At 48.6% G+C, this 13,642-nt stretch carries 9 protein-coding genes; 8 read left to right on the top strand and 1 reads right to left on the bottom strand.

Features of this window, described 5'->3' with window-relative positions; all coding sequences use genetic code 11:
- Positions 1-106 precede the first annotated feature (106 nt).
- Both K7B67_RS08255 and K7B67_RS08250 read left to right on the top strand, forming a co-directional pair.
- On the top strand, positions 107-2,038 hold the full coding sequence (locus K7B67_RS08255; RefSeq protein ID WP_252179871.1) for a hypothetical protein: 1,932 nt from the start codon (positions 107-109) through the stop codon (positions 2,036-2,038).
- An 82-nt stretch (positions 2,039-2,120) separates the two neighbouring features.
- On the top strand, positions 2,121-3,374 hold the full coding sequence (locus K7B67_RS08250; protein WP_252179870.1) for a hypothetical protein: 1,254 nt from the start codon (positions 2,121-2,123) through the stop codon (positions 3,372-3,374).
- A 62-nt stretch (positions 3,375-3,436) separates the two neighbouring features.
- On the opposite strand, the gene K7B67_RS08245 is transcribed toward K7B67_RS08250, so the two are convergent.
- A complete protein-coding gene (locus tag K7B67_RS08245; protein WP_252179869.1) occupies positions 3,437-6,031 on the bottom strand; it encodes an ExeM/NucH family extracellular endonuclease in 2,595 nt (864 codons plus the stop codon).
- 215 nt (positions 6,032-6,246) lie between these two features.
- On the opposite strand from K7B67_RS08245, the gene rrtA reads away from it, so the two are divergent.
- From rrtA to K7B67_RS08215, 6 genes are all read left to right on the top strand, one after another.
- Positions 6,247-6,783, top strand: coding sequence for a rhombosortase (gene rrtA / locus K7B67_RS08240; RefSeq protein ID WP_252179868.1), 537 nt, complete (start codon positions 6,247-6,249; stop codon positions 6,781-6,783).
- 73 nt (positions 6,784-6,856) lie between these two features.
- Positions 6,857-8,605 carry a hypothetical protein gene (locus tag K7B67_RS08235; protein WP_252179867.1) on the top strand — a complete coding sequence of 583 codons (1,749 nt, stop codon included), beginning with the start codon at positions 6,857-6,859 and terminating at the stop codon, positions 8,603-8,605.
- Positions 8,606-8,704: 99 nt separating this feature from the next.
- Positions 8,705-9,994: a hypothetical protein gene (locus K7B67_RS08230; RefSeq protein WP_252179866.1), complete on the top strand. Its 1,290-nt coding sequence runs from the start codon at positions 8,705-8,707 to the stop codon at positions 9,992-9,994.
- Positions 9,995-10,093: 99 nt separating this feature from the next.
- The gene (locus K7B67_RS08225; RefSeq protein WP_252179865.1) at positions 10,094-10,771 is read left to right on the top strand and encodes a hypothetical protein; all 678 of its coding nucleotides are present in this window, start codon (positions 10,094-10,096) and stop codon (positions 10,769-10,771) included.
- 232 nt (positions 10,772-11,003) lie between these two features.
- A complete protein-coding gene (locus K7B67_RS08220) occupies positions 11,004-12,377 on the top strand; it encodes a Fic family protein (protein WP_252179864.1) in 1,374 nt (457 codons plus the stop codon).
- Between the two features lie 315 nt (positions 12,378-12,692).
- A complete protein-coding gene (locus K7B67_RS08215; RefSeq protein ID WP_252179863.1) occupies positions 12,693-13,583 on the top strand; it encodes a hypothetical protein in 891 nt (296 codons plus the stop codon).
- Positions 13,584-13,642 lie beyond the last annotated feature (59 nt).

Here is a 13,642-nt window from a genome sequence, read left to right as displayed (position 1 = left end):
TTCAAGAAAAGTAAATCAACAACAACTCCTCAGACAAATGAATACTTTACGATTTTTGACTAACCTGATTTCACAATAAACAGTTCAACGACTGGGAGTCCAGGCCTTGCTCTCCAAAAAACCATTGACTTTGACCTTGGTCGTTGTCTTTTCTATGCATTGCTTTAATGGCTACGCTCAGGAAAATAGGTTGCCTTTGTTGTATGCTCTGACCGTCGGCAAGGCACTTTTCAACACCCCGAATCCTTTTATTGAAGTCTCATGCTTCGGAAACAACCTCCCCGCCCGGATAAGCCTTCTACCTGACGATATCCTGAAAATTGGCATTCACTTCCCGGGCGTCAAAACTACTCTTTTCCCAGTCCGGGATGGGCTACCAGAACTTGACTCTATGGTTAAAGCTATCGCCACTGAGATACAGCGAGGAGAAGATCATCAACGTGAAATCGTTGCAACAGCCAGACAAAGAGGGAGTCTGATGCTCCCCCGCTTTAGAGGCGACAAAAGCTCTGAGGAACCAGGAGAAGAGAGAATTGAAGAAGAGAGCGAGGCCATTGAATGGTACCACACCGACACACCACATGTTTGCTTCGGTGATGACATCCTCTTAAAGCCAGACACTCGCTACTGCTTTTCGCTTGACTCTGTCGTCGAAGCTAAGACTTACCGTCGGGCAGCCTCTGATGATAGTGCCTACAGCGAAGACAGTGGCAGTGAAGACAGCGGCACCTCTTATGAAAACAACGACAACAGCTCTGAAGAAGACGAAGCTGATGTTCAATATGTAGCCACAACACTGAATCCTTTTCGAGTATCAAATGAAATCATTCAGTATTGTTCGGATCTGAAACTGAGAAAGATTAAGCAGGAGCCCGTTTCAGACAGTGAAATACCCACTGACTCAGAGGTAGACGTGACAAAAGCAGGCTCTGTTAACCACCCGGAAATCACCTCACCTGCTCACAGCACCGATCAAACTGGCCATCTGAAAAGGGACAAACAGACCCATCTGCCTGCCGACCAGAAACCCAAGAGAATCAAGGTGCACCAGTGTGACCATCAGGGCTGTAACTACAGCACCTACCGGGCTGGCCATCTGAAAAATCACAAACAGACTCACCTGCCTGCTGACCAGAGACCTAAGAAACCCAAGGTGCACCAGTGTGACCATGAGAGTTGCAACTACAGCACCGACAAGGCGCACAATCTGAAAACGCACAAACAGACCCACCTGCCTGCCGACCAGAGACCCAAGAGACCCAAGGCGCACCATTGTGACCATCAGGGCTGCGACTACAGCGGCGTTAAGGCGAACCATCTGAAAAGGCACAAACAGACCCACCTGCCTGCCAACCAGAGACCCAGGATGCACCAATGTGAACATGAGGGCTGCCACCACAGCGCCTACCGGGCAGACGACCTGAAAAAGCACAGACAGACCCACCTGCCTGCCGATCAGAGACCTAAGGTTCACCACTGTGACCATGAGGGTTGCAACTATAGCGCCTACCAGGTGAACAATCTGCAAAGGCACAAACAGATCCACCTGCCTGCCGACCAGAAATCCAAGATGTACCGGTGTGACCATGAGGACTGTAACTACAGCACAAACTACACGTTCAATCTGAAAAAGCACAGGCAGGCCCACCTGCCTGCCGACCAGAGGCTCAATGTGCAGCACTGTGGCCATGAGAGCTGCCAATACAGCACCAACCAGACGGAGCACCTGAAAAGGCACAAACAGACCCACCAGCCTGCCGACCAGAGACCCGAGGTGCAACAGTGTGACCATGAGGGCTGCAATTACAGCACCCGCTACACGAGCAATCTGAAATCGCACAAACAGACCCACCTGCCTGCCGCCCAGAGAGCCAAGAAGCACCGGTGTGACCATGAGGGCTGCAACTACAGCACCAACTACACGGGCAATCTGAAACAGCACAAGCAGACACACTTTCCCGCCGACCACAGACTTAAAAGGAAAACGTATGACCAGCCGCCATCTAACAAGAAAAGAAAGAAGGGTGATAAAGAATGACCCGCCCTCCAACCTGCCTAAAATTTCCCTGGCTCTCATGCTTTAGGTTCTGTGGTCACGGCGTGGGAACCCATACGTATTTTTGTTGATTTACGGCCTTAATCCTATACAAAGGTTACGCACTTATGGTACCAATGCAGAAAAAATAAAAGAGTGGATTCTGATGAAAAGCATACGGTCAAAATTAGTCACAATAACACCTCTAATAGCTTTGACTCTGGGTATTTTTTCAAGCTCTGCCCTCTCTCAGGCATCAGTGGAAGAAAAGCGGATTGATAATGCACAGAAATCAATCGCCGGGAGCATAGGGGTTTTGGACCATCACCACCAAGAATTTACCCGGCAATGGTCAGGTTCCTCCAGTTATGCGCAAGCCAAACGCTTAGTTGATAACCGTGGCGATTTGCTGTGGCAGGATGCCAAAAAACAAATCCATAAACTGGCCAACTATGATGACAGAAGCTTGTACTGGCAAAGATTGAAGTTGAGTAAAGTGATTCGGGCAAGTAAACCGAATTTCGCCATAACACCGACCCAAAGAGAAGCGCTCCTTGCCCGATTAGAAGGCGCTAGTCGTGGAATCTATGATCTCAGCTATCATCAGCCAGCGGATAAGAAAATTTTGCTTTCTGGATTTGACCCTTTCCTTCTCGACCGTAATATTAGTCAAAGCAACCCTTCTGGGGTAGCCGCTTTAGTGCTTGACGGATTGGTCATTGAACATCTGGGGATCACCGCAGAAATCAATACCTTCACCGTGCCGGTCAGATACGGCGACTTTGACCAGGGCTTAATTGAACAGACTTTAGCACCTTTTTATTCACTGAATAATGTTGATCTGATAGCTACCATCAGTATGGGACGATCTGATTTTGACTTAGAACGCTTTCCCGGCAAACGACGTAGCGCGGAAGCACCAGGAAATTCGAATGTTTATTCAGGAGGAAGTAAAGCTAATCCAGTGATCTCGAAATTGCAAAGCCAACCGTTACCCGGTCCCGAATTCGTTGAGTTTAGTTTGCCAGTGAATGCCATGATAAAAGCGAAAGGCCAATATAAGATTAACGATAATCGCCAAGTGAGCACCTTGCAAAAAACCTATTCGGCAACTTCGCTGGGTCAACTGGAAGGTCAGGTTGCGGTGGCTGGTTCCGGTGGTGGTTATTTATCGAATGAGATATCGTATCGCAGCATTCGCCTGAGAAATGAGCTCAATTCCAAGATCCCTACCGGGCATATCCATACACCAGCCATTCAGCAGTTTGAACCCGAGTCAAGCCAGGCTATTATCGCGCAAATCACTGAAATGCTTAAGTTGTCACTCTCGACGCTTTGATTAATCAGGCAGTGTTACTCTGGTTCCCACCCTCTCCAGAGTGGGAACGAGTTACGACGTTATTATAATGCCAGCGCCTTCTTCCTACGGCGAAGAATAAACAGTGACAATATGCCCAGCCCCAGCATCGGGAATCCGAAGCTGCCTCCCTCAATCTCTTCTTCTTCGGTTATGCCCGCATCGTCTCCGGCACTGACACCGGAGTCTAACCGGATGTCAATGATCACTGGATCATGGTCAGAAGAGCGGAAAGGCGAGTCAGGGTTTACCATCCGGTCGTACCAGCTGACGCCGTTACTATCGACCTCATCTTTGAACTCGGCATTATAATCATGGGTAATCGTCTCCACGCTGTTGATGGCCCACTCCTGTCCCTGGGTTATTTTTTCCAGTATTTCCGGACTGGCCAGCACATGGTCCAGAGCGCCCACTTCACCATCAAAAACATAGGAAACCGGTGACGTTCCATGCAAATATTCAATGACCTCCTTATAGCCCAGGCGGTGCGAGGTTGTTGCTACTTCATATTCACCGTCAGTGTTACGAACCACTTTTTCAGTTTCCCGATTTTCACCTTCGGTTAACACCAGCATCGGATCTTCCTTGGCGTAGGCGTTCAAGTCACCCATCACCAGAACATTTTTACCAGCGTAATTTTCTTCAAGGTACAGACCCAGGGTTTCAGCCGCAGTCACCCGCATACGGTTGCAGTTGCCCTGGCCATGTTCATCTTCGGGATCCGCCAGAGCTTCACAACTGGAGCCTTTGGATTTGAAGTGGTTAATCACCACCGTTAACTCTTCACCGGATATCTTGTCTTTAAAGGTCTGAATCATCGGGGGGCGATGTTTGGCGGTGGTATTATCAAAAGGGTACTCAGTTAACACCACTGGAGCCCCTACCAGCTCAAAGGCAGACTCGTTATAGAGCAGGGAAACCTTGATCGCATCAGTGCCGACGTATTCATCGCTGGTTTTGACGAATGAATACACGGCTCCGGGTGTTTTTTCAGCAGAGGCATTCAAGCCGTTCACCAGATCATGAATGGCGCTCTGCTCATCCCAGCCATCATTCTCCATTTCCAGGATACCGATGATATCTGCATCCATTCTGGCAAGGGCCGAGATGGTTTTTGACCGCTGCACCTGAAATTCTTCAGCGTTATCTGCACCACGGGACTCAGCAAGATCCGACTGACTCCAGTCAATAGAGCCATCAGGGTTCACCAGTCCGTTAAAATAATTCAGTACGTTGAAGCTGGCTACACGACGATCACCGTTTGCCCGAACTTCAGGATCTTCCGGCCTCGGAACTTGACTGCCATCGGCAATGATCTGGTCATCCGGAATCAGGCGAAAACTGCCATAGCTGTACTGAAGAACTCCTTCCATGCCGCTTGCTATCTTACTGCCAACCCGCAGTGGATACTGGTCAGAAAGGTTTTCAAGATAAGTGATTTCGCCAGCATTCTGATCGCTAATGCCGTCATCGAGAACAATAATGTTGGCATCATTTTCCTTCTGAAGGGCAATAGCCTCTTCACTGGCAGCCGTGTACAGGTTGGTGGGTATTTGACGGACCCCGCCAATGGCCAGCATGGTCTCACCATAACGGTTTAGTTTGTAGGTCTCAGTGACATAAAAGTCGTCAGTAGCATTTAACGCCACCGTCATGCCCTCATAAGGCTCAAGGTCATCGCCCTTTTCCATGGTGACTTGGGTTAGCTCAAGGGTATTGCCAGAGCTACAGCTGCCATCAAAGTCAGCGCCAATATCAACCAGCTGGGTCATACCGTAGTATTCATCGACTACGCCTCGTATATAAACTTCGTCGCCGGGTTCAGGAGTATTTATATTGTCGTATACCTGAATGGCCACAGAGGCACCCTCAGTATCGGCAGCAGAAGGTGACTGTTGTACATAGTAGAGGTTAGAGCCAGGGAATGTCCGGGTCACAATACCTTGCACAGTCACCAGGTTCCCAACCACTGGAGAGGTGTCGCCTGTTCCCTGAATAGCGGATATACGTGAGCTCTCATCACCACACTGGCCAAATTCAGGCCTCGGGGTACTGTCGCTCCCGTCTTCAGGAGATGCGACATTAAAAGTACCCTCCGGGGTATAACCAAGACCGTCAATGTAATCTTTGGCAAACTGATCCCACTCTTCCTGCTTCCAGACTGAAGAGCCCGTTAGTACCTCTGCTTTTCGGGCAAAGGTTTGGTCTTCAAAATCAACCTGATCAGAGCCCGACCCGCTGCCAATGGTATCAACCACAACACCCTCAGCGTTTTGCAACTGCATGGGGTCATCGCCATTAAAATCCATAGCATCATTGGTCACCAGCGATGCATTTTCCTGCATTTCATCCGATGCCTGATTGTTAACGATCAAATACGTCTGGTTGCTCTCCAGCGTTCCTGACAAGTTGAGAGTCACCGTATTATCAGCCGCACCGTTGCGCAATAGCACCAGCTTGTAACCGGATAAGTCAATGTTATCTGAGTCACTGGTGTTGTAGAGCTCAATGGCTTTATTGTATGAACTCCCTTCAACGTATTCACTGATAAGCAGGTCGGCATTGGCCGTCGACGAGACCGTCATCATAGTGGCAAGCAGGGTTCTCGGAACCAGAACCCCAGTGTTCTTTATAGACACGTTAATCCCCCTTTTTTTATATATGCAACAATTGTCGTGTTTATACCAACAGCCTTGTCTTTTCAATAACGATTTATACGCTTTGGGCACTCCAGCCCCACTCAGATAGCCTGATTTCAAGCATCTGGAGCACGACAATTTTCGGTTCGGTAAAGAAGCTGATACAGTGGATAGAGGTTTAAAATACTAACGACGTTGTGTTACAGAATTGTTGTATGTCATTCAATATGGAATCTTTGATTTACAGTGGTCACTTGATTGAGCAGGGGCAGTGGTGGCGACTGTTTACCGGGCACTTTGTTCACCTTAACGCTTACCATCTGCTCATCAACCTGGCGGGTCTTGCCTGTATCCTGATGATTAACCGGTCGTTTATTCTCGGCACTCAAGGAGTCCTGACCACTTGCTTTCTGTGCTTGTGGGTCAGCGCCGGGTTATGGCTTCTAAACCCGGATTTGGCCGGTTATGCCGGGTTCTCAGGTGTTTCACACGGACTGTTTATTGTGGCTGTCACCCGACAGTCTTTGTTTCCAACGGGATGGAAAGCACTGCTTATTTTAACCTGTGTCGTAAAGGTCGTAGCCGAGCAAATCGATCTCTATAGTACTTCGTCTCTTGCTATGAACATTGGTGGTAAGGTCATGGTTGACGCCCATTTTTATGGTTTGGTGGGTGGTTGTGTTGTTTCGACCTTTTACCTGGTGAAAACACCATGCCCTAAAAAGGGCGGCACCGGTTCTTCAGGCAAATAAACCTCCGACCTCTCTCCAGATTTTGACTAACCTGACTTCCAAATAAACAGTTCATCGACTGGGAAGCCAAGCCTTGCTGTATAAAAAACCATTGATTTTATTCATGGCTGCTGCCTTTTCTGCGCATTGCTTTAATGGCTACGCTCAGGAAAACAGGTTGCCTTTGCTGTTTGCTCTGGCTGTCGACAAGTCGCTGATCAACACTCCGGAGCTCTTTATTGAGGTCTTATCCACGAAAGGAGTCTACCTTAGAGAGGCTGATGCCCTGCCGCCTATTCTTCTCCCTCTTTTCCCAGTCCGGGATGCGCTACCAGAACTCAAAAGGCCTGAGGAACCAGGAGAAGAGAGAATTGAAGAAGAAAGCGCGACAAACGACAGTGACACGCCACGAGTTTGCTTCGGTGATGACATCCTCTTAAAGCCAGACGCTCACTATTGCTTTTCCCCTGCTCCTGACGTCAAAACTAAGGTTTACCGTCGGGCAGCCTCTGATGATAGTGCCTACAGCGAAGACAGTGGCAGTGAAGACAGTGGCAGCGAAGACAGTGGCAGCGAAGACAGTGGCAGCGAAGACAGCGGCAGTGAAGACAGCGGCACCTCTGATGAAAGCAGTGACAACCCTTCTGACGAAGACGAAACGGATACCGAATCTGATGTTCAGTATGTAACAACGTCATTAAATCCTTTTCGAGGATCAAATGAAATCAGTCAGTATTGTGCGGCGTCTCTGTCACTGAAAAAAATTAAGCAGGAACCCGTTTCAGACAGTGAAATGCCCATTGAGCCAGAGGCAGACGTGACAGAAGCGGATTTTGTTAACTACATGGAAATCACCTTATCTGCTTGCACTGACCAGGCGGGCCATTTGAAAAGGCACAAACAGACTCACCTGCCTGCTGACCGGAGCCCCAAGATGTATCAGTGTGACCATAAGGGTTGCACCCACAGCACCGACCACTCGGGCCATCTGAACAGGCACAAACAGACTCACCTGCCTGCCGACCAGAGACCCAAGAAACTCAAGGTGCACCACTGTCACTATGAGGGCTGCAAGCACAGCACCGACAACCTGGGCAATCTGAAAGCACACAAACAGACCCACCTGCCCGCCGATCAGAGACCCAAGGTACACCACTGTCACTATGAAGGCTGCAAGCACAGCACCGACCACCTGGGCAATCTGAAAGCACACAAACAGACCCACCTGCCCGCCGATCAGAGACCCAAGGTACACCACTGTGACTATGAGGGCTGCCACTACAGCACCGGATACACGAGCCATCTGAAAGTGCACAAACAGACCCATCTGCCTACCGACCAGAAACCCAAGCTGCAGTGTAACCATGAGGGCTGCAACTACAGCACTAACCAGGCGTGCCATCTGAACAGGCACAAAGAGACCCACCTGCCTGCCGACCAGAGGCTCAAGAGACCCAAGATACACCAGTGTGACCATGAGGGCTGCAACTTCCGCACTCGGCTGACCGGCAACCTGAAAAAGCACAAGCAGACCCACCTGCCTGCCGATCAGAGACCCAAACTGCACCGGTGTAACCATAAGGGCTGCAACTACAGCTGCGAACGGGCGGAAAATCTGAAAAGACACAAACAGAGCCACCTGCCTGCCGACCAGAGACCCAAGAGTTTCAAGGTGCACCAGTGTAACCATGAAGGCTGCAACTACAGCAGCGAGTACGCGAGCAATCTGAGAAAGCATAAACAGACTCATCTGCCTACTAACCAGAGGCTCAAGCGACCCAAAAGGAAAGCGTCTGACCAGCCGCCATCTAACGTGAAAAGAAAGAAGGGAAATAAAGGATAATTCGCCTCCCAACCCGTTTCAAAGAAACCTACGACCTCTCTCCAGATTTTTACTAACCTGATTACGAGATAAACATTTCAACGACTGGAAAGCCAAGTCTTGCTATCTAAAAAACCATTGATTTTGATCCTGGTCATGGCTTTTTCTATACATTGCTCTAATGACCTCGCTCAGGAAGACAGGTTGCCTTTGCTCTTCGCTCTGGCTATCGACAAGGCGCTTATTAACAGCCCGGGGTCTTTTATTGAAGTCTCATGCTTCGGAAATAACCAACCCACCCGGATCAGGCTAGGTGACAAAAGGCCTGAGGAACCAGGAGAAGAGAGAATTGAAGAAGAGAGCGAGGCAAACGACAGTGACACGCCACAAGTTTGCTTCGGTGATGACATCTTCTTAAAGCCACTCTTAAAGTCAGACAGTCGCTATTGCTTTTCTCCTGACTCCGGCGTCGAAGTTAAGGTTTACCGTCGGGCAGCCTCTGATGATAGTGCCGACAGCGAAGACAGTGACAGCGAAGACAGTGGCAGTGAAGACAGTGGCAGTGAAGACAGTGGCAGTGAAGACAGCGGCACCTCTTATAAAAACAGTGACAACCATTCTGACGAAGACGAAGCTGATGCCGAATCGGATGTTCAGCATGTAAACACGTCGTTTAATCCTTTTCGAGGATCAAATGAAATCAGTCAGTATTGTGCGACTCCGGCACTGAAAAAGATTAAGCAAGAGCCCGTTTCAGACGGTGAAACACCCACCCCGAAAACGCACAAACAGACCCACCTGCCTGCTGACCAGAGAGCCAGGATGTACCAGTGTGAACATGAGGGCTGCAACTACCGCACCAAACACAGGTGGCATCTGAATAGGCACAAACAGACCCACCTGCCTGCTTACCAGAGAGCCAGGATGTACCACTGTGAACATGAGGGCTGCAACTACCGCACCAAACACAGGTGGCATCTGAAAAGGCACAAACAGACCCACCTGCCTGCCGACCAGAGAGTCAAGGTGTACCAGTGTGAACATGAGGGCTGCAACTACCGCACCGAACACACGGGCCATCTGAGAAGGCACAAACAGACCCACCTGCCTGCCGACCAGAGAGCCAAGATGCACCAGTGTGGCCATGAGGGCTGCGACTACAGGAGCGACCGGGCGGACGATCTGAAAAGGCACAAACGGATCCATCTGCCTGTCGACCGGAAAGCTAAGAAACCCGAGGTGTACCTGTGTAACCATGAGGACTGCAACTATAGCACCTACCGGACGAATAATATGAAAGTGCACAAACAAACCCACTTGCCTGCTGACCAGAGACCTGGGAGCGTTAAAAGGAAAGCGTATGATCAACCATCCTTTAACGAGAAAAGAATGAAGGGGGATAAAGAATGATCCGCCTCTTAACCCGCCTCCAAGAAACCTCTGACCTTTCTCCAGATTTTTACTAACCTGACTTCCCAATAAACAGTTCAACGACTGGGAAGCCAAGCCTTGTTATCCAGAAAACCATTGATGTTGATCTTGACCATTGCCTTTTCTGCGCATCGCTCTAATGGTCATGCTCAGGCAAATAGCATGCCTTTGCTCTTCGCTCTGGCCGTCGGCAAGGCACTTTTCAACACCCCGAAGCCTTTTATTCAAGTCTCATGCTTCGGAAATAACCTCCCCACCCGGATCAGGCTTCTACCTGACGATAACCAGAAAATTGGCATTCACTTCCCGGGCGTCGAAACTATTCTTCTCCCTCTTTTCCCAGTCCGGGATGGGCTACCGGAACTTGAAATACCAAATAGATACTTCAAGGCTGGAAAGAATAAGGATTCGATCACTTGCAACACTGTGATACTATCACCTTATTTTTATTTGGTTAGAAAGAGTATTATGGAAAAGCGCCTACAGAGAGAGTTTGACAAACTCATGCAGAAAAATCAGGGAAGGTGCTCTATATGCAAGAGCCATTATAGTGAGAATGACCTTGTCTATATTTGCATGGGTTATGATAAACGTCGTAAGCTTCAGACAACCACGAGATGTTGCTATCACAAGTTGGAAAAGGTTCTGCAGATTGGGTTTTGCGGGTATGCTGGCCTCGATGATATGGATGAAATTATGAAAGGCCATCCTCTGTATCACGAGTTTCATGGGAAAAATGTGGAAGTGGAAACCTAAACGTTAAAAACAGACAGCTCTTGTGTGTTAAATACAAGCGAGGTTAGGTTAAAGAACACAACCATGTAAGCGCAGAAAACTCTGCAATTTTCGCAGTTGGGTAGCAGCAGTTAGCCTTGTGCAGTATCGTTTTCCTTCCAATTAATCGCGCCAAAACAATGGCGCAATTATGGCGCAATTAGATATAATGCGTCATAATCGCGCCAAAGATCTTCAAAGTTGCGCCACATTCATGAATACTCTCGATGATTTATACCAGGCTATCATGCAAGCCAACAAGCCAGTCTCTATCTCTGAACTGCTGGCTGCTCACCCAAACCTTACCCGCCGAACAACCCAGCGCTGGTTAAACAGTTTACTGGCCGAAAACAAGATAACTGCTCTTGGTGAGGGACGGGGCAGGCGATATCAGGCATTAAGTCTATCTCAGGCAAATCAGGATAATGATCAACCTGGCAATTTTCCTGCATTTATTCCACTCTCTATTCCACTCTCGCCAGACAGTAAGGATATTCTGTCTTATATAGAGCAACCTGTCGAAGCCCGACAACCCATTGGATACCAGCGAGAATTTCTGGACACATACCAGCCCAACAACACCTACTACTTACCAGCTCCCATACGCCATCAGCTCTGGCGTATGGGCGACACTAAACAAACATCACAACCCGCTGGCACATACGGTCGTGCAATTCTGAACCGTTTCCTGATTGACTTATCCTGGGCATCCAGTCATCTGGAGGGTAATACCTACAGCCGTCTTGATACTGTTCGGCTTATAGAAGACGGTCATGCAGCCCGAGGAAAGGCAGCTATTGAGACACAGATGATTCTGAATCATAAGTCAGCCATAGAGTTGCTGGTTGATAATGCAGAAACCGCTTCATACAATCGCTTTACCCTATTAAACCTTCACAGTTTACTGTCCGAAAACCTGTTGCCTAACCCTGCTGATGAAGGACGAATTCGACAGCATCAGGTAGAAATAGGTAACAGTGTTTTCAGGCCACTGGCTGGCGAAGTCATTATCAGTGAACTGCTTGATATTCTGTTGCAAAAAGCCAGTCAGATTGAAGATCCGTTTGAGCAGTCTTTTTTCATGATGGTCCACCTGCCCTATCTGCAACCTTTTGCTGATGTGAACAAACGGACATCACGTCTGGCAGCTAACCTGCCATTAATCCAGGCCAATCTCTGCCCTCTTACTTTTCTGGATGTACCGGAACAAGCCTATAGCTGTGCGACTCTGGGCGTCTATGAAATGACCCGGATTGAATTGTTACGTGATCTCTATCTATGGGCTTATGAACGCTCAACGCAGGAATATCTGGCGATTAAACAACAGCTGGCTGAGCCTGATCCGCTGCGACTTAAACATCGGGACTTGATTAAAAAAACGGTCAAAGAAATAGTTCTCACTCCGGACTCTGATCCTGTAGATCTGATTAAAGCCCTGTTACCAGAAGACATTGAAGAAGCCTCACGCTCAGATTTGTCATCGCTGATTATTGAAGAACTCCGTCGTTTACACGAAGGTGTATTAGCTCGTTACGGTCTAAGACCATCCCAGTTTAAACATTGGCAGGAAGTACAAAAAGAAAGTTAAAGAGACACGAGTTTTTTTTTCTGATCAGCTGGCAAGGACTGACAATGAATAAAAAGGACATCCATATAAAATATAAATACAGCCTACAAACCGTAAGCCCACCCGGCCCATCAAACCCTGACAGCCACTAAAAGGTAAACATTAATCGTTTATCAGAGCTGCAACTACAGCACCAACAAGGCGAACAATTTGAAAACGCACAAACAGACCTACCTGCCTGCCTACCAACCTACCCCAAAGAAACTTCTGACCTCCCTCCAGATTTTGACTAACCTGATTTCCTAATAAACAATTCAACAACTGGGAAGCCAAGCTTTGCTATCCAAAAAACCATTGATTTTAATCTTGGTCATGGCCTTTCCTATGCACTGCTCTAATGGTCATGCTCAGGAAAACAGGTTGCCTTTGCTCTTCGCTCTGGCCGTCGGCAAGGCACTTTTCAACACTCCGAAACCTTTTATTGAAGAGAGCGAGATCATTAAATGGTGGGAGTTGAAGCAAGAATCCGAGGAAAACGACAGTGACACGCTACGAGTTTGCTTCGGTGATGACATCCTCTTAAAGCCAGACACTCGCTATTGCGTTTTCCCTGCCACTGGCGTCGAAGCTAAGGCTTACGGTCGGGCAACCTCTGATGATAGTGCCGACAGCGAAGACAGTGGCAGTGAAGACAGCGGCACCTCCGATAAAAACAGCGACAGTCATTCTAGCGAAGTCGAAGCGGATGCCGAATCTGATGTTCAGTATGTCTCCACGACACTTAGTTCTTTTCCGGTATCAAATGAAATCAGTCAGTATTGTGCAGCTCTGGCACTGAAAAAAATTAAGCAGGAACCCGTTTCAGGCAGTGAAATACCCACTTACAGCACCGACCACATGGATCACTCGAAAACGTCCAAACAGACCCACTTGCCTGCCGGTCAGCAACCCAAGATGCACCGGTGTGACCATGAGGGTTGCAACCACAGCAGCAAACGAGCGGCCGATCTGAGAAAGCACAAACAGACCCACCTGCCTGCCGATCAGAGACTCGAGAGACCCAAGGTGCACCACTGTGACCATGAGGGCTGCAACTTCAGCACAAGCTACACGGGTAATCTGAACAAGCACAAGCAGACACACTTCCCTGCCGACCAGAGACTTAAAAGGAAAGCGTATGATCAGCCGCCATCTAACAAGAAAAGAAAGAAGGGTGATAAAGAATGATCCGCCTCTTAACCCACCTCAAACTGGAGGAGTGCGGATAACCAAGAAACCTCCAACCT

It is taken from the genome of Endozoicomonas sp. 4G (genome assembly GCF_023822025.1).
In the GTDB taxonomy this organism is placed as follows: Bacteria; Pseudomonadota; Gammaproteobacteria; order Pseudomonadales; family Endozoicomonadaceae; genus Endozoicomonas_A.
This window is presented reverse-complemented; position numbering and strand designations above follow the sequence as displayed.